The organism is Acinetobacter sp. YH12094, assembly GCF_013419295.1.
GTDB classification, from domain to species: domain Bacteria; phylum Pseudomonadota; class Gammaproteobacteria; order Pseudomonadales; family Moraxellaceae; genus Acinetobacter; species Acinetobacter amyesii.
In genome coordinates, this window is sequence record NZ_VPAK01000003.1 from 326,001 (window position 1) to 344,365 (window position 18,365).

Consider the following 18,365-nt stretch of genomic DNA (forward strand, 5'->3'; position numbering starts at 1 on the left):
TACTTTTTTAATAGTTTTTTCCAATATTAGGGGCGAATCAACTCAATTGAATAATTATCGAAGCTTTTGCGTGCAATTGGTAAGCTAAATTGGAATTTAAAAGGACTACTTTTTGGGATCCGTTGGATGCCATGCAGACTTTTGTCCAAATACTCTTCAGGTAAAAGCGTATAGTTTGCTATTTCAGTACCATTTTCTTTTAGTGAAATTTTCATATTGGGTAAGGCAAGGCTACGGTCATGAAAATTGATCATTTCACCTGTAAAACGTGTTTCATTATTTCCAATGCTACGAATTTTGACTTTTTTGGTACTAATTAAACTGTAATGTTCCTCTAGACGTGAACAATTGAATACATCACAGACCGCAGTAAATGCAGCACCCATCACTGGACTATTTTTTAAATATTGAGGATTGAACCAGAAAAACTGGAATATAAGTGCACCAAATAAGAAAGCATTAATACAGAACCACATAAAATAGTTCAGTGGGGTACGTTTTTTATCTTTTTCAGCCTGTTCTGCCCAATTTACAGCAGGAAGGTTGCCGATCGGTTCGGTGCTGAAATAATTTAAGTTATTTAAATAAGTTTTTAGATCGATATTAGAGTTTTCGACTTTTTGATCAAATAGTTTTAATAAATGGTGGGTTGGTGTTTCTTCAACAGTCACTGGTGTAAGCGTATTATTAAATTCGCTGACATTAATAATAGTATTGGAGTTTTTTTGCGGTGCATTTTCTTGCTCAGGGGTAGAAAAAGACAACGCTTTATCTACCACCAAATGAGACAGTGCATTAAAAGATGTAGAGCACTTTGGGCAACAAACCATGCCCTGAGCGACAGTAAGCTGCGGAACAGTTACTTTATATGTTGTAAAACAAGTTGGGCAGTTAGTTAATTTGTCGCTCATAAGTACACATTTTAAATTTTAATACTGTTGGCGTTTACCCGAAATTCGGCACCATGTTTCGTCACGTTTTTCTACGTCTAATATATCAAAAAATTCAGAATAAACACTAGAAACATCAGAAACTTGCTCTTCAATTACACCTGCAAGTGCGAACTCGCCCTCAGATTTAATTAAAGTTGAGAATTCTGCAGCCAAGGCCATTAGAGGGCCTGCAAGAATATTAGCAACAAACACATCGGCTTTTTGTCCAGCGAGCTCTTGGTTGAACTCTTCAGGTAGGCCTACATACAGATTTTCCAGTACACCATTCAATTCTGCATTTTGTTGTGTTGCTAAAACGGCTTGTGGGTCAATATCAGTGGCATAAACTTTTTTTGCACCCAAAAGTAAAGCGGCAACACCTAAAATACCAGAACCACAACCGTAGTCGATTACGATTTTATCCTTAAGATCAACTTTACCTAACCATTGTAGGCATAAGAATGTAGATGCATGGTTGCCAGTACCAAATGCAAGACCTGGGTCTAGTTTGATGTTAACGGCGTCTGCTTCAGGTGCTTCCATCCATTCTGGGACGATCCAGTATTTTTCACCAATTTGAATAGGCTCGTAAGCATCCATCCATGTGCGTTCCCATTCTTGGTCTTCAATGAATTCGCTACGCATTGGCGCATCAGGAAGTTGAGCTTTAATAAATGTTTCTAATGCTGCAACATCAATTTCTTCATCATCTTCTTGTGCATATATACCAGTTACGATCACTTTATTCCAAAGTGGTGTTTCACCTGGAAGTGGTTCAAGTAAATCCTGATTTTCTGCATCATCTAGCGTGACACTGACTGCACCTAAAGAACTGAGCAGCGTTTCAGTGTAATCAACTTGAGCTTTTTCAACAGTAATATGAATTTGTAACCACTTCACGGACATAACCTAAATGAGTTTTATAAAAAGCTATTGTAACGGAACTCGGCAACTTGCAGCTAGCGATTATCAAAATTGACAAAAAATAAAAGGATGCACGTGGCATCCTTTTAACTTTTAAGCGCCTTAGCTTTTAATTGTTTCTGTTGTAGTTGTCGAGAGCGGTGCAAAACGTGTAATTAGGAAGCCAAATACAGCGGCAAAGATGTACATAAAGATTGAATATACTGCCGCAGGCATTGCAACTGCAGAACTGGCCATCACTGTTAAGGCGATGGTCATGGCTAACGTACTGTTATGAATGCCGATTTCAAATGCACATGCACGTGCCTGAGCACTATTGATGCCGAAAAGTCTTGGAACAAAATAACCGATACATAAGCTGAAAATACAGAATAGAACCGTAGCTAAGCCAACTTGGGTTAGATAAGCCGCAATATTATGTCGTTCAGAGTAAATAGCACCGATAATAATTAAGATGAGAAAGACCACAGCAAAGATGCGGAGTGGTTTATGCAGTTTCTCAGTCAGTTTAGGTGCATAGTGACGAAGCAGCATACCTATACAGACTGGGATGATAATGATGCCGAAAACTTGGAGGATTTTTCCAAACTGTAGACTGATTTGTTGCCCTTCTTGCATGAAGTGCATGATCGAAAAATTCACGATCAATGGAAGGGTTAATGCTGCAATGACAGAGTTGATGGCGGTCAGGGTAATATTTAAAGCCAAGTCACCTTTAAATAGATAGCTAAATAAGTTAGCTGTGCTACCACCAGGTGAGGCTGCGAGTAGCATCAAGCCGACAGCAAGCAGTGGTGGTAATGCTAACAGTTTACATAGTAGAAAGGCGATACCGACAAGCAACACGAGTTGGCAAAATAATGCGATCAACACGGCTTTAGGGTGCTTGGTGACACGTGCGAAATCTTTGGGGGTAAGTTCTAGCCCAAGCCCGATCATAATAAAGGCCAGTGCTAATGGCAAAAGAACCGTAATAATTCCAGAATCCATCGTATTTATTCTCCTTGAGCATATTTAATGGTTTTTTACCAAAGTCCTTATGGTGATTGCGTTTGAAAAATAGTTTAGGTTTTCACTTGTTGAATTAGGTGGCTGCCACGGCGCGTCAAAATAAAACCAAATAAGGTCGCCAATAAATACATAAAAATAGAATAGACACCGGCAGGTATCGCCACTGTGGTGTTTTCAAGCACACTTAGTGCGATGGTTAGGGCGATACTGGTGTTATGGATGCCAATTTCAAAGGTACACGCACGTGCCTGCTTTTCCGGGACACCCGCGAGAAATGGAATTAGGTAACCCAAAAATAAGCCACTGAAACAGAGTAAACAGGTCGCAATGCCGACGCTGGAAAAATACGTAATAATGTTGGATTGTTCACGCAAAACTGCGAGTGTAAAGATAAGAATTAATAAGAAAATAGACAACATTCGCATCGGCTTGTTGATGTGATATGCAATGGTCGGAAAGGAGTTGCGAATAAACATACCGAAACATACTGGTATTAAAATAATCAGAAATACATGGGTGATCTTATCAATAGGCATACCAATGCTGGTACTTTCACCAACAAAATGCAAAATGGATAGATTGACGATAAAAGGCAATGTAAAGCACGAAACAACTGAGTTGATGACTGTTAAGCTAATGTTTAATGCAACGTCACCTTTATATAGGTAGCTAAAAAGGTTAGCAGTGGGGCCGCCGGGTGAAGCCGCAAGCAACATGAGCCCGACCGCGAGTAAAGGGGGTAACTCAAGCAACTTACACAGGAAAAACGCAATGCTGGTCAGTAGAATAAGCTGAGTAAATAAAGCGATGAAAATAACTTTTGGATAGCGTCCAACGCGTAAAAAGTCTTTGACTGAAAGTTCAAGTCCCAAACCCATCATCATAATGGCTAAAGCAATGGGCAGAAAAAATGCAAATAATCCCGAATCCATGGAATTTCCTGATATTTTTATCCTTATAGTATTTTTTGAGTTTATCTCAGTTTAATAAATAAGCAATAAATAAAAGCGAGTAAAAACTGATGTTTTACCCGCTTTATTTTTGATCTGTTAATTGGTCGATATTTTCATTGACAACTGTTTATTTAGGACGAGGGGGAGTGAACCCTAAAGCACATTTTCCTTTAATTTCTTGTCCATTAATCGTTGCAGTAGTGGCTTTTGCATCTGCACTACATGTGCTTAATAATTCTGCTTCTTCGCCATGCAGATTTGCATTTTTGGAAGAGCTAAAAAATTGTGGTTCGCAGGTACCATTCCAGATAATACCGCGATAGGCAAATGATACTTGAGCGCCTTGGCTTTTACCTTTACAGACTTGTTGATATCGCTGTGCATCATACACTTTCTCAACTTTATCATTGGCTGAGGCAGCAAGTGGTGATAAACATAAACCGCATAAAACCGTGGATAGCAAAATATTCTTATTCATGCTTATAGTCCTTATGATTCTCATGGGATCTATAACAGAATAAAAAATCATCAGAATAAAACAACAATCTTCGAGTAACATTTGCTTGAGAAATGTATATTTTTATATGGAATATGCAAAGTATGTATGTTCATAAAGAAATATATAGGCATAAAACAGTAGTCAATAACAATAAAATCGAGTTAATCAGTCAACTTATCGGTGAAGTTTTGCTATAATCTTCCGTCATCCTTTTTTAATCTCCTTTACCACTATGCATTATCCTAAAGTTTACGATGTCATTGTTATCGGCGGCGGTCACGCGGGTACTGAGGCAGCTCTTGCTGCGGCACGTATGGGTCGACAGACTTTACTCTTAACTCATAATATTGAGACTTTAGGCCAGATGAGCTGTAATCCAGCCATTGGTGGTATTGGTAAATCACATTTAGTACGCGAAATTGATGCTTTAGGCGGTGCAATGGCATTGGCTGCCGATAAAGGTGGTATTCAATTCCGTATTTTAAACTCACGTAAAGGTGCGGCTGTTCGTGCGACTCGCGCACAGGCTGACCGTATTCGTTATAAAGCTGCGATTCGTGAAACCTTAGAAAATCAAGCGAACTTGGATATTTTCCAACAAGCAGCTGATGACCTTATTGTTGAAGGCGATACCGTTAAAGGTGTAGTCACCCAAATGGGTATTCGCTTTGATGCGAAAACTGTTGTATTGACTACAGGTACATTCCTAGGTGGTGTGATCCACGTAGGTCTAAATAATGCTTCAGGCGGTCGTGCGGGCGATCCTCCTTCAATTTCATTGGCTGCGCGCCTTCGTGAATTGAACTTACCTGTAGGTCGTTTAAAAACAGGTACACCGCCACGTATCGATGCACGATCAGTTGATTTCTCTGTAATGACGCCGCAGCCAGGTGATTTCCCATCTCCGACTATGTCGTTCATGGGTGATGCGTCCATGCATCCTGAGCAAATCAATTGCTATATCACACATACCAACGAGAAAACTCACGATATCATTCGTGGCGGCTTAGACCGTTCACCAATGTATACCGGTGTGATTGAAGGTGTAGGTCCACGTTACTGCCCATCGATTGAAGATAAAATTCATAAATTTGCCGATAAAGATTCGCATCAAGTGTTCTTGGAACCTGAAGGTCTAGATACACATGAGCTTTATCCAAATGGTATTTCAACTTCATTACCATTCGATGTTCAGTTTGAATTGGTTCGCTCGATTCGTGGTATGGAAAATGCGCACATTTTGCGTCCGGGTTATGCGATTGAGTACGATTATTTCAACCCACAATCATTGAAATTCTCTTTAGAAACCAAATCGATTAATAACCTGTATTTTGCAGGTCAAATTAACGGTACAACAGGTTATGAAGAAGCGGGTGCGCAAGGTTTGCTTGCAGGCTTAAACGCAGCACGTCGTGCATGGGATCAAGAGCAATGGACACCAAAACGTGATGAAGCGTACATGGGCGTGTTGGTTGATGACTTGATTACTCTCGGTACTAAAGAACCATACCGTATGTTCACGTCACGTGCGGAATACCGTTTGATGTTGCGTGAAGACAATGCGGATCAGCGTTTAACTGCCATTGGTCGTGAAATGGGTCTGGTAGATGATGCGCGTTGGGAATCGTTCTGCCAAAAAATGGAAGCTGTTGAAACTGAAAAAGGTCGTTTACAACACCTTTGGGCAGCGCCAAACAATCCACTAGGCAAAAAATTCGTTGAAATGACTGGCGATGACCTGTCAAAAGAAACCAATGCAATTGATTTGCTCAAACGTCCAAATATCAACTTTGCGCAAATTGCTGAATTGACGGGTTCTGAAGTTTCGGCATTTGTGGGTGAGCAAATTGAAATTGCTGTGAAATATGCAGGTTATATTAACCGTCAGCAAGAAGACGTTGCGCAAATGAAGCGTTTGGAAGATACGCGTATTCCAGCTGATTTTGATTATGATGTCGTTTCTGGTCTTTCACGTGAAATCACCATGAAGCTGAAAAATGTATTGCCTGAAACATTGGCACAAGCAAGTCGTATTCCGGGTGTTACACCTGCGGCTGTTCAATTGGTGATGATTACCATCCGTAAGAATAATGCAGCAAAAAAATCTGCATAAGATTTAGAGTTAAAAACCCGCTCAGTTGCGGGTTTTTTATTGCCAATAAATTATTGGCTGTTGGTATTTGATCGGATTAAATGAATATTTTGATCATCATTAGTTTTAGCTATGGTTTGATTATTAAAATCTTTCATAAACCTAAGTGATTGATAATGAATTATAAATACAAAAAATAAGATCTAAAAACTATTGATATACAAAGTTTTAAGTCTTAATGGTGGGCTTTTGGTCGTGTGAATTCCGACCTTTGTAGTGGTATTTATTCTACCCAATAAAGCCGAAACTTCAGGGCATGGCGTACAAGTGGGTTTACGCTACATGAATGGAGTTCGATTATGGCAAATCAACAATCGGGAAAAATGCAAAAATTTCTAACAGTATTTTTGTGTTTCTGGGTAGCATTTTTTGAAGGTTTTGACCTGCAAGCGCCCGGTATTGCAGCAAAAGGAATCGCAGCGACATTTTCCTTAGATCAAGTGCAAATGGGCTATGTGTTTAGCTTAGGTGTGTTTGGTATGTTATTTGGCGCGTTCTTTGGGGGGCGTGTCGCTGACTATTTGGGACAGAAGAAAGTCCTGATGTTATCGATTTTTATCTTCGGTGTATTTATGTCTATCACGGCAGTTGCACCAAGTATTGAAATTTTATATATCGCACGATTCTTTACAGGTTTAGGTTTGGGTGCTGCGATGCCAACGATGATCTCGGTGGTGGGTGATGAAGCGACGGATGCTAACCGTGGGCGCTTAAATAGTTTGATGTACTGTGGCTTACCCGTAGGTGCAATCTTTGTTGCTGGCTTGGGTATTGTCTTTAAAGATATCTCATGGCATACACTATTTTTAATTGGTGGTTTAACGCCTTTAATCTTGATTCCATTCATGGCGATTATCTTAAAAGATAAGCGTACAGAAAAAGTTGAGGCAGAAACCAAGGAAACGGTTCCACCGATGGGGCAAATCCTGTTTGCTGAGCAGCGTTATAAATATACATTGCCGCTTTGGTTGAGTTTCTTCTTTACCTTAATGGTGAACTATATTCTGATCAGTTGGTTACCTAACTTGCTCATGGAGCAAGGGCTGGAAAAGCAACAGGCTTTCATGATCATGTTGATGTTCCAAGTGGGCGCAGTGATTGGTACGCTGGGTTTAGGCTACTTGCTTGATCGCCTAAAATTATGGCAAATGGCTGTGATTATCTATTCAGGTTTGTTTGTGGCATTATTTGTGCTGTTTACAACAAATTCCATTCCTGTACTCATCGCAGCAGGCATCATGGGCGGGATTTTCTCTACAGGTGGTCAATCAATTTTGTATGGGATCTCTCCAATTTTCTATACACCAGCTGGGAAAGTAACAGGTGTGGGAAGTGCAATTTCATGGGGACGTTTGGGTGCAATGACAGGTCCATTACTTACAGGCAAGATTTTGGCGCTCGGACTAGGAACGACAGGTATTTTAATTGCAAGTGCGCCGGGTATTGCTTTGTCGGCTATCGCGGTGGCTGCATTATCTGCCTATAAGTCATCCCTTAAGAAATAGTCAAAATCAGTCAAATTTAAAGGAGCTACGGCTCCTTTTTTATTGAATAAATATCTTTAGCTGAAACTAAGTTTTGTTAGAATAAATCTAATATTTATGAATAAATTTACTTTTATGTCTTATCAATTGATCGAACTTGATATTTCTCCGTCAGATAACATTCAGTGTCCACATTGCCAGCAGCAAGTGATTGATTGGTCAGAAGAACAGTATGTGCAGCCATGTGAGCATGTGCTGTTTATTGCAATGGATATTGGTTTTGAGTTTATTACCGATGAATTTGAGCAAACCATGCAGCATACAGTCGATGACTTGCATGCCAATGATGATCAGTATCATATGTTTACTGAAATTACCGCCTCAAGTTTTCCTGAGTTTCTGATTTACAAGTCTGACTTGGGTGTGGAAGGTTATTCACGTTATGTCGGCTTTACGGCATAAAATATTGCTAAAAATCTCTAAATAAAAAAAGCCAGTCAAGTGACTGGCTTTTTTAATGAAAATCAGAAAATTAACTTTCTAATTCTTCTTCGACATCATCTTCGGCACTGTCCATACCGAGTTCTTTAAGTTTACGGGTTAAGGTATTACGACCCCAACCTAAAAGTTCTGCTGCATGGCGCTTACGCCCACGTGTTTGCTGTAGTGCTGCATTGATGAGGGTGCGTTCAAACATTGGTGTGGCTATGTCGAGAATTTTCATCTCACCATTTTTAAGTTTTTGTACTGCCCATTGACCAAGTAGCTCATCCCAATGATGCACACCGATGCGATCAATCCCTTGAGCAGCAGGGTTACCATCTGTGCCTTGAATTGGAATCTGTTTTAATTCAGAAGGTAAATCTTCTGGATAAACTTCACGGCCTGTGATCATGACTGTTAGCCAGCGACAGGTATTTTCGAGCTGACGGACATTACCTTGCCACGGCAGTTTTTGCATGTATTCTTGCGTTTCAGGACGCAGAATCTTCGGACTTACCCCAAGTTCTTTACCTGCACTTGCAAGGAAGTGCTGTGCAAGCATCGGAATATCTTCACTACGATGTGCAAGTTTTGGAATATGAATACGAATGACGTTTAGACGGTGGTACAAGTCTTCACGGAAACGACCTTCATGGACTAACTTTTCTAAGTCTTGGTGTGTCGCAGCAACGATACGGACATCCACCTTGACCGGGATGTGACCACCAACGCGGTAGAATTCGCCATCCGCTAAAACACGCAATAAGCGGGTTTGGGTTTCAAATGGCATGTCGCCAATTTCATCAAGGAAAAGAGTCCCACCATTGGCTTGTTCAAAACGCCCTTGACGCTGTGTGTTGGCACCGGTGAACGCGCCTTTTTCATGACCAAATAATTCAGTTTCGATCAAATCCTTTGGAATTGCGGCCATGTTGAGCGCAATAAAAGGCTTGTTGCCACGTGGTGAATGCTTATGCAGCGCATGCGCAACCAATTCTTTCCCCGTGCCTGATTCACCATTAATTAATACAGTAATGTGTGATTGAGAAAGACGACCAATGGCACGGAAGACTTCCTGCATAGCAGGTGATTCACCAATAATCTCTGTAGATTGAATCGGTTGAACGGTTTTTGCAGATTCTTGTTGTTGTAATTTGGCAATATGTAAAATTGCACGGTTTACAAGTGCTAAGGCTTCATCAATATCAAAAGGTTTTGGTAGATATTCAAAAGCACCCGTTTGATAGCTCGACACAGCAGATTCTAAATCTGAATGCGCGGTCATGATAATTACAGGTAAGTCAGGGTAGTTGCCTTTGACTTTACCTAAAAAGGTCAGTCCATCAATACCCGGCATACGGATGTCTGTCAAAATAACATCTGGCGCATCGACACTTAACTGATCTAAAGCGGATTGTGCTTCTTCAAAACTGGTAACATCAAAACCTTCTTCTTTGAATGTTTTTTCCAGCACCCAACGCATGGCGCGATCATCATCGATGACCCAAATCTTATTACGCGACATGATCTGACTCCCAAGGTAAATATAGGCTAAATACTGTTTTTCCAGGAACTGATTGGCATTCAATCATTCCGTTATGTTGATGCATAATATTTTGTGCAATGCTAAGGCCGAGACCTGTGCCTTTCGCTCGTCCTGTCACTAAAGGGTAAAATACGGATTCTAATATTTCTTGTGGTACACCCGGTCCATTGTCCTCGATGTCAATGCGTACCGCAGAACGTTTTAATACACCGTTGATGGTGACTAAACGTTGAATACGTGTGCGCAAAGTGAGTTCTGGTTGATGCTCAACAAAGAACTCTTTATTTTCCGTCATCGCCTGAACGGCATTTACACTGATATTCAGCATGACCTGAATCAATTGATCACGATCTGCTAAAACATCCGGTAACGAAAGGTCGTAATCACGGGTGATCTTAATTTTCTTTTTGGTTTGGTTGACGATCAGTGAACGGACACGTTCAAGGGGTTCGTGCACATTGACTGGTTCGTAACTTGGCAATTGTCTAGAGCCAAGCATGGTGTCAGCTAGATTTCGTAATCGATCCACCTCACTGATAATAATGTCGGTGAATTCGCTGTACTTCGGATCATTTAAGCTACGCGCTAAAAGTTGTGTCGCCCCACGGATACCACCGAGTGGATTTTTAATTTCATGGGCAACACCACGAATCAGTTGTCGTGCGACTTGATGCTGTTGAATCAGGTTTTCTTCTTTAGAGATTTTCAACATCCGGTCGATTTGATTGAGTTCAATCAATAGCAACGGGTGGTAGGGTTTGCCAGAGTTGAGCTGTGACACGGTGTAATCAACATGAATGTCTTTAAAGTTGACATTAATCGTTGCTTCTCGGCGCGTATAGTGCTGGCCAGAAGTTAATGTATTCATTAATGCATCATGCGTATTGAATTCATCATCGGGCATATGGAGTAAATTTAATACAGGCTGACCTGATGCACGAAGTAAGCTGATGTCAAAAAGCGCTTCACAAGATGAATTTAAATAAAAAATATTCAGGTTGCTATCGACCAATAAAATGGCAGTGGTTAAATTATCCACTAAAAGCCGGTAATCAATCGTCATAGTCTGATCCATTAGCGAGAGGTTCCTGTCTTAAAATGGCGCAATGGCATCTTCATAAAGCAAATCGTTCAATCTAATAAGGTTCGAATTGATGCAAGTTATGCAAGATATAAGCCAACTATTTCAGAAATACGCTAAGTTTTGATGCTTATTTGAATAAATGCGCTTATTTAAGACTTTAAATAAAGTGTATAGCTGATTAAAAACAGGCTGTAAATCTAAAATGCATTAAAATGGTGCAAATGAAATTATATGGATGAATTTATAGCATTATTTTGGTGCGTGATATAAAGAGTGGCCTTTTCACCTGTTTTTATGTTTTGAAAAGACATACAATACGCGGATTATAGTGGAGCGCAGATTCATGAAATCCCCCAAAGTCGGTTTTGTTTCTTTAGGTTGTCCTAAGGCATTGGTAGATTCCGAACGAATTTTAACTCAGTTAAAGACTGAAGGTTATGATGTAGCATCAGATTATGATGGTGCCGATTTAGTAGTTGTAAATACCTGTGGTTTTATTGAATCTGCAGTACAAGAGTCGCTAGATGCCATTGGCGAAGCGATGAGTTCAAACGGTCGCGTAATTGTGACTGGTTGTTTAGGTAAAGACGAAGACAAAATTCGCCAAATGCACCCAAATGTCTTAAAAGTGACAGGTGCTGCGGCATATCAAGAAGTGATGGAAGCTGTGCACGAATACGTGCCTGAGCCACCGAAACACAATCCGTTTATTGATCTAGTACCTGAACAAGGTATTCGATTAACACCAAAACATTATGCTTATTTGAAGATTTCAGAAGGTTGTAACCATCGTTGCACATTCTGCATTATTCCGAGCATGCGTGGTGATTTGGTTTCTCGTCCAGTAGGTTCAGTATTGACTGAAGCTCAAGCGCTGAAAAAAGCAGGCGTAAAAGAAGTCCTTGTGATTTCTCAAGATACATCGGCTTATGGCGTAGACACCAAATACAAATTGGACTTCTGGAACGGTCAGCCCGTTAAAACCAAATTCTATGACATGTGTGAAGCATTGGGTCAATTGGGTATCTGGGTGCGTCTGCACTATGTATATCCATATCCACATGTGGATGCTGTGATTGACTTAATGGCACAAGGCAAAATCCTGCCGTATTTGGATATTCCATTCCAACATGCAAGTCCTAAGATTTTAAAACTCATGAAACGTCCTGCGCACAGTGAAAATACACTAGAGCGTTTAAAAGTTTGGCGTGAGAAATGTCCTGATCTTGTGATTCGTTCTACATTTGTTGTGGGCTTCCCGGGTGAAACTGAAGAAGACTTCCAAATGTTGCTTGATTGGTTAAAAGAAGCGCAGCTTGATCGTGTGGGTTGTTTTACTTACTCACCAGTTGAAGGCGCGACTGCAAATGATTTGCCAGATCATGTGCCTGAAGAAATCAAACAAGAGCGTTATGAACGTTTCATGCAAGTTCAGCAAGAAATCTCTGCTGCGAAATTGCAAAGCCGTATCGGTCAGAAAATGACAGTACTGGTGGATGATCTTGAAGAAGAGTTCCCAGTTGCTGTTGCGCGTTCTTATGCAGATGCACCTGAAATTGATGGTAATGTTTTTGTTGAAGATATCGATAAGTCAGTGATTAAAGCAGGTGATTTACTTGAAGTAGAAATCACAGATGCAGATGAATATGACTTATTTGCAAAACTAATCTCGGTTAAGTCTGCTTAAACGATTCATTAAAAATAATTGAAATTAAATAATTCGGAGTTGATGATGCTTGATTCTAAAAAACCACGTTTTGGTCGCATCCTGCTTAAGCTTTCAGGTGAAGCTTTAGCGGGCAATAAAGATATGGGTATCGATGCACAAGTGCTCGATCAAATGTCACTCGCAATTGCGCACCTTGTTGGTTTGGGTGTTCAAGTGGGTATCGTTGTCGGTGGTGGTAACCTTTACCGTGGTAGCCAATTACAAAAAGATGGTTTGGTTGGCCGTGTAACAGGTGACCAAATGGGTATGTTGGCCACTGTGATGAACGGTTTGGCACTGCGTGATGCTTTGGTACGTCGTAATATCAAAACTCGTCTAATGTCAGCTTTACCCATTGGTGCTGTAGTTGAATCATATTCTAGCCGTGATGCAATTCGTCATTTAACACGTGGCGAAGTTTGTGTATTTGTCGCAGGTACGGGTAACCCATTCTTTACGACGGATACAGCAGCATGCTTACGCGGTATCGAGATTGAAGCCAATCTTATTCTTAAAGCGACGAAAGTTGATGGCGTATACAACAAAGATCCAAGCAAATATGAAGATGCAGTGAAATACGATGCATTAACATTTGACCAAGTTTTAGATGAAAAACTGGGTGTGATGGATTTAACAGCGATCTGCTTGTGCCGTGACCACAACGTCCCACTTCAAGTATTTGATATGAACAAATCAGGTTCATTACTTTCAGTGGTAATGGGTGAAAAAGAGGGTACTCACGTTACTAACTAATGTACGTGGGCCCTAAAGCTCTTTATACTACAAGCTATTTTAGAATTTACATCTTTTCGAATTAAGTAAGGAAGATCACATGATTAACGATCTTAAAAAAGACGCAGAAGACCGTATGAACAAATCTCTAGATTCTCTAGAGCATGGTTTTGCTAAAGTTCGTACAGGGCGCGCGCACCCATCAATTTTAAATGGTGTTATGGTTCCTTACTATGGCTCTGATGTGCCATTAAACCAAGTAGCGAACGTGGGTGTAGAAGATTCTCGTACTTTACTTGTTCAGCCTTTTGAACGTTCAATGGTTGCTGCAATTGATAAAGCAATCCGTGAATCTGACTTGGGCTTAAACCCGATTACTGCTGATGCCATCCGTGTTCCTATGGCCGCATTGACAGAAGAAACACGTAAAGACATGCAGAAAGTTGCACGTAACGAAGCTGAAAATGCAAAAGTTGCGATCCGTAACATCCGTCGTGATGTTTTGGGTGATATCAAAGCATTGTTGAAAGAAAAAGAAATTTCTGAAGATGATGAGCGTCGTGCGGGTGATGACATTCAAAAAATCACAGACAAATTCGTTGCTGAAGTTGAAAAACGTCTGGCTGCAAAAGAAGCTGAATTGATGAAGGTCTAAGTTTTAATGACCTCATCTGAAGAAACTTCCCGTCTTCCAAAACATGTTGCCATCATTATGGATGGCAACAATCGTTTTGCCAAAAAGAATCAAATGCAAAAAGGTGAAGGGCATCGTTCTGGAAAGGACATCCTAGATCCCATCGTTGAACATTGTCGTAAAAGAAATATCCAAGCACTGACGGTTTTTGCTTTTTCGAGTGAAAATTGGAATCGTCCTCAGTTTGAGGTTGATTTGTTGATGGCTCTTCTTGAAGAAACCATTCATGAACAGTTGCCACGCATGGAAAAATTTAACATTTCCCTACGTTTTATTGGTGATCGTTCTCGTTTATCTCCTAACTTACGTGACTTAATGTTGCAAGCTGAACAAAGGACTGCTAATTTCGACAGCATGACTTTAACTATTGCAATTAGTTACGGTGGTATGTGGGATATGGCACAGGCTGCAAAACAAATCGCAGCAGATGTTTTAACTAACAAAATAAATCTTGAAGCAGTGGATGCTGAAGTCTTTGGTCAATATGTCAGTTTAAGTGATCTACCTCCGGTAGATTTGTTAATTCGTACAGGTGGTGATTTCCGTCTTTCGAACTTCTTGCTTTGGCAAGCTGCGTATGCAGAACTTTATTTTACCCAGACATTATGGCCTGAATTTACCATTGAAGAATTTGATGACGCACTAGCAGTATTTGGTGGTCGTGAACGTCGTTTTGGTAAGACCTCAGAGCAGATTCAACAAGAGCAGTTTGAGAATAAATAAATGTTAGAGCGGATAATAACCGCATTGGTACTGGTTTCAGTTGTATTGAGTTGCATGTTTGCAACCGAGTCTAAATACCCAATGCTTGTGCTGATGATTATTGCATCAGCTGTCGCGGGTTATGAGTGGTTTAAACTCATGCCGCGTAATACACAAAACGTGATTAAACCTTTCGCTTGGGGCTATGGTCTAGTCACTGCTATTCTTTCAGCACTAGCATTGCATTTTACTGATGTTGCATTACTGCTTTGGGCAGCTTCAATCTTTACTTGGATCTTAAGTGTATATTGGGTGAAGTCTTATCCTGAATACGACAACTGGTATAACCCAAGTCTGAGTGGTATTGGTTTAGTCTTAGTTCCTGCTGCGGTAACTGCTATTTTTTCTGTGTGGATGAACTCACCGTGGTGGCTCATGTATCTGTTCCTTTTGGTATGGGGTGCAGACAGTGGTGCATACTTCGTGGGACGTAAATTTGGTAAGAAAAAACTTGCACCAGATGTGAGCCCAAATAAATCGATCGAAGGTTTATATGGCGGTCTATTCACTGCAATGCTAATTGTCATTGTTGTTGAAATTATTTATCTGGATTTAAGCATTGCTGAACATATTTTATTTTTAATACTTTCAGTAATAACGGTATTTAGTTCAGTACTTGGTGATTTATTTGAATCGATGATCAAGCGTCGTGCAGGGATCAAAGATTCTGGTCGTATTCTTCCGGGACATGGCGGTGTGCTGGACCGTATCGACTCGTTGCTTGCTGCAGCACCTATCTTTGCAGCAGGTATGTATGTTTTAAAATTAATTGGCGTAGATTTATAGATGTCACAATCTGTTTGTATATTGGGTGTAACAGGATCCATTGGTCAAAGTACTTTAAAGATTCTGCAACAGCATCCCGAAGAGTATTCAGTTTTTGCAGTCACTGCACATAGCCGAATTGTAGAACTTGTCGAAATATGCAAACAATATCGACCGAAAATCGCAGTTGTTCCATTCAATAAAGTGGATGAACTGCGCCAATTACTCGTAGCTGAAAAATTAACTGATATTGAAATCCTGCATGATGAAGCAGGATTAATCGCAGTAGCAGAACATCCACAAGTTGATGTGGTTATGGCGGCTATTGTGGGAGCAGCAGGATTGCTGCCGACATTGGCTGCTGCGAAAGCGGGTAAACGAGTCTTATTAGCAAATAAAGAAGCGCTGGTGATGTCGGGTGACATCATGATTCAGACCGCACGTGAAAATAATGCTTTGTTGCTACCGGTCGATTCTGAACACAATGCAATCTTCCAATGCTTACCTGAAACTTATCTACAAGGTGAGCGTCATGGTCAGCCAAAGCTAGGTGTCAAACAAATTTTACTTACCGCTTCTGGTGGTCCATTTTTACATCATAGTTTAGAACAATTGCAAAGTGTAACGCCGGCCCAAGCCTGTAAGCATCCAAATTGGTCGATGGGGCAAAAAATTTCAGTTGATTCTGCAACGCTAATGAATAAAGGCTTGGAATTAATCGAAGCCTGTCATCTTTTTGCAGTTGAAGAACAATTTGTAACAGTTGTTGTCCATCCACAGAGTATCATTCATTCAATGGTTCAATATGTAGATGGTTCGACTTTGGCACAAATGGGAAATCCTGATATGTGTACGCCTATCGCTCATGCATTAGCGTGGCCAAAGCGTATTCAAACACATGTGCCTCCATTAGATTTATTTGTTCATTCACAGTTAAACTTTGAACAGCCTGATATACAACGATTCCCAGCACTAAAATTAGCACGTCAAGCCATGAAGGCTGGGGGCTTAGCTCCTACGATTTTAAATGCAGCCAATGAAATCGCCGTGGCAGCATTTTTGCATGAGAAAATTGGCTTTACTCAAATCCCTCAAATTGTGGAACATGTGTTGGTGAAAGTTGAAAACTCAGCTGCAAATAATATTGATGTTATTTTGCATGCAGATAAATCGGCACGTATGGTTGCTGAAAAAGCAGTATTGAATTCAGGAAGTTAAGACATGAATGCCTTGTTTATGATTATTGCAGCAATATTGCTACTTGGACCGTTGATAGCGATTCATGAATTTGGGCACTATTTCGTTGCACGTAAACTGGGCGTAAAGGTTTTGGTTTATTCGATTGGTTTTGGCCCAACACTGCTCAAGTGGACGTCAAAGAAGTCGGGTATTCAATATCAACTGTCTGCATTACCACTGGGTGGTTATGTCAAAATGTTGGATGAACGCGAAGGTGATGTCGCAGCAGAAGACTTACCAAAAGCATTTAACCAACAACACCCTTGGAAACGTATTGCAATTGTTGCGGCAGGGCCACTCATTAACTTGGCTTTTGCAGTAGTGTTGTTTTGGATTTTATTTTTACCAGCTCAGGAACAGCTCAATACGCGCGTAGGTAAAATTTTACCGAATACGCCTGCAGCAGCTGCGCAAATGCAGTCTGGTGATAAAATTACTGCCGTAGATGGTACTCAAGTATCTACTTGGGAGCGCTTGAATTATGCCTTGGTTGATCGTGTGGGTGAGACCGGCAATATTCAAATTCAAGCTGAACGTGCAGGGCAAATTCAAAACTTCAGTTTACCGATACAGAGTTTCTTACGCGATCAAACTCAGTCACCACTCGATGTTCTTGGTTTTACGCCATATCGTCCTGAAATTCCTGCAGTGGTTTCAAAACTCAGTGAAGATGGTGCAGCGATTCGCCAAGGGATGCAAGTGGGTGATCGAATTGTTTCGATCGATGGCGTAAAAATGAAAGACTGGTTTGATGTTGTACAAGTTGTACAAGCTTCTCCAGAAAAGTTACTTAAAATTGATGTTTTACGACAAAATAAAATTGTGCATTTAAACGTGATGCCGCAAGGTAAGCGTGACCAAATGGGTAAAGTCACAGGGCTTTTAGGTGTACAAAGTGATCCGGGTAAAGTCAATATTCCAGCCGAATACAAACAAACCATTCAATACACGCCTGTAGAGGCGATGGGCAAAGCCGTAGAAAAAACAGGTCAGATATCTAGTATGATCCTGAATTCTATTGTAAAAATGGTGCGTGGTTTGGTTGGTTTAGATAATTTATCTGGTCCGATTACTATTGCGAAAGTGGCTGGACAAAGTGCTGAGATGGGGTGGCAAACCTTCATTTCATTTATGGCACTGATGAGTGTAAGTTTGGGTATTTTAAATTTACTACCGATTCCTATGCTCGATGGCGGTCATTTAATTTACTATTTTATTGAATTAATTCGTGGTAAACCTGTTTCTGAACAAATACAATTGGTTGGATTAAAAATTGGTATGGTATTGCTGGGTAGCATGATGCTACTGGCTCTATTCAATGACATTATGCGTTTATAAGAACGTTATACGAAATAAATTAACAGCGGAAAAGACTGGCATGCAGCACAAACATTTAT

At 40.5% G+C, this 18,365-nt stretch carries 17 protein-coding genes; 10 read left to right on the top strand and 7 right to left on the bottom strand.

Annotated elements, in window-relative coordinates:
• Positions 1–26: 26 nt before the first annotated feature.
• The 5 genes from FTU34_RS03945 to FTU34_RS03965 all read right to left on the bottom strand — a co-directional run bounded on the left by FTU34_RS03945 (position 27) and on the right by FTU34_RS03965 (position 4,298).
• Positions 27–911, bottom strand: a complete 885-nt coding sequence (locus tag FTU34_RS03945; protein WP_180007762.1) for a DUF3426 domain-containing protein — start codon at positions 909–911, stop codon at positions 27–29.
• A gap of 18 nt (positions 912–929) precedes the next feature.
• Positions 930–1,832: a 50S ribosomal protein L11 methyltransferase gene (prmA, locus tag FTU34_RS03950; protein WP_180021694.1), complete on the bottom strand. Its 903-nt coding sequence runs from the start codon at positions 1,830–1,832 to the stop codon at positions 930–932.
• Positions 1,833–1,958: 126 nt separating this feature from the next.
• The gene (locus FTU34_RS03955; protein ID WP_180034778.1) at positions 1,959–2,846 is read right to left on the bottom strand and encodes a bile acid:sodium symporter family protein; all 888 of its coding nucleotides are present in this window, start codon (positions 2,844–2,846) and stop codon (positions 1,959–1,961) included.
• A gap of 74 nt (positions 2,847–2,920) precedes the next feature.
• Positions 2,921–3,799 carry a bile acid:sodium symporter family protein gene (locus FTU34_RS03960; protein ID WP_180034779.1) on the bottom strand — a complete coding sequence of 293 codons (879 nt, stop codon included), beginning with the start codon at positions 3,797–3,799 and terminating at the stop codon, positions 2,921–2,923.
• Between the two features lie 148 nt (positions 3,800–3,947).
• Positions 3,948–4,298 carry a hypothetical protein gene (locus tag FTU34_RS03965; protein WP_078188731.1) on the bottom strand — a complete coding sequence of 117 codons (351 nt, stop codon included), beginning with the start codon at positions 4,296–4,298 and terminating at the stop codon, positions 3,948–3,950.
• A 253-nt stretch (positions 4,299–4,551) separates the two neighbouring features.
• On the opposite strand from FTU34_RS03965, the gene mnmG reads away from it, so the two are divergent.
• The 3 genes from mnmG to FTU34_RS03980 all read left to right on the top strand — a co-directional run bounded on the left by mnmG (position 4,552) and on the right by FTU34_RS03980 (position 8,417).
• On the top strand, positions 4,552–6,432 hold the full coding sequence (gene mnmG, locus FTU34_RS03970) for a tRNA uridine-5-carboxymethylaminomethyl(34) synthesis enzyme MnmG (protein ID WP_180034780.1): 1,881 nt from the start codon (positions 4,552–4,554) through the stop codon (positions 6,430–6,432).
• A 338-nt stretch (positions 6,433–6,770) separates the two neighbouring features.
• Positions 6,771–7,976, top strand: coding sequence for a 3-(3-hydroxy-phenyl)propionate transporter MhpT (gene mhpT / locus FTU34_RS03975; protein ID WP_180034781.1), 1,206 nt, complete (start codon positions 6,771–6,773; stop codon positions 7,974–7,976).
• Positions 7,977–8,090: 114 nt separating this feature from the next.
• A complete protein-coding gene (locus FTU34_RS03980) occupies positions 8,091–8,417 on the top strand; it encodes a hypothetical protein (RefSeq protein WP_078193710.1) in 327 nt (108 codons plus the stop codon).
• 70 nt (positions 8,418–8,487) lie between these two features.
• Here FTU34_RS03980 and glnG read toward each other — a convergent pair whose 3' ends face one another.
• Positions 8,488–9,963 carry a nitrogen regulation protein NR(I) gene (gene glnG / locus FTU34_RS03985; protein ID WP_168377613.1) on the bottom strand — a complete coding sequence of 492 codons (1,476 nt, stop codon included), beginning with the start codon at positions 9,961–9,963 and terminating at the stop codon, positions 8,488–8,490.
• Complete coding sequence (gene glnL / locus FTU34_RS03990) at positions 9,953–11,059, bottom strand: nitrogen regulation protein NR(II) (RefSeq protein WP_078188727.1); 1,107 nt, start codon at positions 11,057–11,059, stop codon at positions 9,953–9,955. Before glnL ends, glnG begins: the two co-directional genes overlap by 11 nt.
• A gap of 352 nt (positions 11,060–11,411) precedes the next feature.
• Here glnL and rimO point away from each other — a divergent pair, with 352 nt between their 5' ends.
• The 7 genes from rimO (at position 11,412) to rseP (ending at position 18,306) form a co-directional block, all read left to right on the top strand.
• Positions 11,412–12,755 (top strand): 30S ribosomal protein S12 methylthiotransferase RimO, encoded by a 1,344-nt coding sequence (gene rimO / locus FTU34_RS03995; RefSeq protein WP_111883759.1) that lies wholly within the window; start codon positions 11,412–11,414, stop codon positions 12,753–12,755.
• 45 nt (positions 12,756–12,800) lie between these two features.
• Entirely contained in the window at positions 12,801–13,529 is a 729-nt protein-coding gene (pyrH, locus tag FTU34_RS04000) for a UMP kinase (protein WP_180034782.1), read from the top strand.
• A gap of 79 nt (positions 13,530–13,608) precedes the next feature.
• Positions 13,609–14,163 (top strand): ribosome recycling factor, encoded by a 555-nt coding sequence (gene frr / locus FTU34_RS04005; RefSeq protein WP_078188724.1) that lies wholly within the window; start codon positions 13,609–13,611, stop codon positions 14,161–14,163.
• A gap of 6 nt (positions 14,164–14,169) precedes the next feature.
• Positions 14,170–14,925, top strand: coding sequence for a polyprenyl diphosphate synthase (gene uppS / locus FTU34_RS04010; RefSeq protein ID WP_111883757.1), 756 nt, complete (start codon positions 14,170–14,172; stop codon positions 14,923–14,925).
• The gene (locus FTU34_RS04015) at positions 14,926–15,750 is read left to right on the top strand and encodes a CDP-archaeol synthase (RefSeq protein WP_078188722.1); all 825 of its coding nucleotides are present in this window, start codon (positions 14,926–14,928) and stop codon (positions 15,748–15,750) included.
• Positions 15,751–16,947, top strand: coding sequence for a 1-deoxy-D-xylulose-5-phosphate reductoisomerase (gene ispC, locus FTU34_RS04020; protein ID WP_180034783.1), 1,197 nt, complete (start codon positions 15,751–15,753; stop codon positions 16,945–16,947).
• A 3-nt stretch (positions 16,948–16,950) separates the two neighbouring features.
• Positions 16,951–18,306: an RIP metalloprotease RseP gene (gene rseP, locus FTU34_RS04025; RefSeq protein WP_180034784.1), complete on the top strand. Its 1,356-nt coding sequence runs from the start codon at positions 16,951–16,953 to the stop codon at positions 18,304–18,306.
• The last annotated feature ends 59 nt before the right edge of the window (positions 18,307–18,365 follow it).

What these genes read in the sequence shown, in the direction of transcription:
- mnmG (WP_180034780.1), top strand. Translation starts at nt 4,552, where the DNA reads ATGCATTATCCTAAAGTTTACGATGTCATTGTTATCGGCGGCGGTCAC.
- rseP (WP_180034784.1), top strand. Translation starts at nt 16,951, where the DNA reads ATGAATGCCTTGTTTATGATTATTGCAGCAATATTGCTACTTGGACCG.
- mhpT (WP_180034781.1), top strand. Translation starts at nt 6,771, where the DNA reads ATGGCAAATCAACAATCGGGAAAAATGCAAAAATTTCTAACAGTATTT.
- FTU34_RS03960 (WP_180034779.1), bottom strand. Translation starts at nt 3,799, where the DNA reads ATGGATTCGGGATTATTTGCATTTTTTCTGCCCATTGCTTTAGCCATT.
- frr (WP_078188724.1), top strand. Translation starts at nt 13,609, where the DNA reads ATGATTAACGATCTTAAAAAAGACGCAGAAGACCGTATGAACAAATCT.
- pyrH (WP_180034782.1), top strand. Translation starts at nt 12,801, where the DNA reads ATGCTTGATTCTAAAAAACCACGTTTTGGTCGCATCCTGCTTAAGCTT.
- rimO (WP_111883759.1), top strand. Translation starts at nt 11,412, where the DNA reads ATGAAATCCCCCAAAGTCGGTTTTGTTTCTTTAGGTTGTCCTAAGGCA.
- FTU34_RS04015 (WP_078188722.1), top strand. Translation starts at nt 14,926, where the DNA reads ATGTTAGAGCGGATAATAACCGCATTGGTACTGGTTTCAGTTGTATTG.
- glnL (WP_078188727.1), bottom strand. Translation starts at nt 11,059, where the DNA reads ATGGATCAGACTATGACGATTGATTACCGGCTTTTAGTGGATAATTTA.
- ispC (WP_180034783.1), top strand. Translation starts at nt 15,751, where the DNA reads ATGTCACAATCTGTTTGTATATTGGGTGTAACAGGATCCATTGGTCAA.
- FTU34_RS03955 (WP_180034778.1), bottom strand. Translation starts at nt 2,846, where the DNA reads ATGGATTCTGGAATTATTACGGTTCTTTTGCCATTAGCACTGGCCTTT.
- FTU34_RS03945 (WP_180007762.1), bottom strand. Translation starts at nt 911, where the DNA reads ATGAGCGACAAATTAACTAACTGCCCAACTTGTTTTACAACATATAAA.
- uppS (WP_111883757.1), top strand. Translation starts at nt 14,170, where the DNA reads ATGACCTCATCTGAAGAAACTTCCCGTCTTCCAAAACATGTTGCCATC.
- FTU34_RS03965 (WP_078188731.1), bottom strand. Translation starts at nt 4,298, where the DNA reads ATGAATAAGAATATTTTGCTATCCACGGTTTTATGCGGTTTATGTTTA.
- FTU34_RS03980 (WP_078193710.1), top strand. Translation starts at nt 8,091, where the DNA reads ATGTCTTATCAATTGATCGAACTTGATATTTCTCCGTCAGATAACATT.
- glnG (WP_168377613.1), bottom strand. Translation starts at nt 9,963, where the DNA reads ATGTCGCGTAATAAGATTTGGGTCATCGATGATGATCGCGCCATGCGT.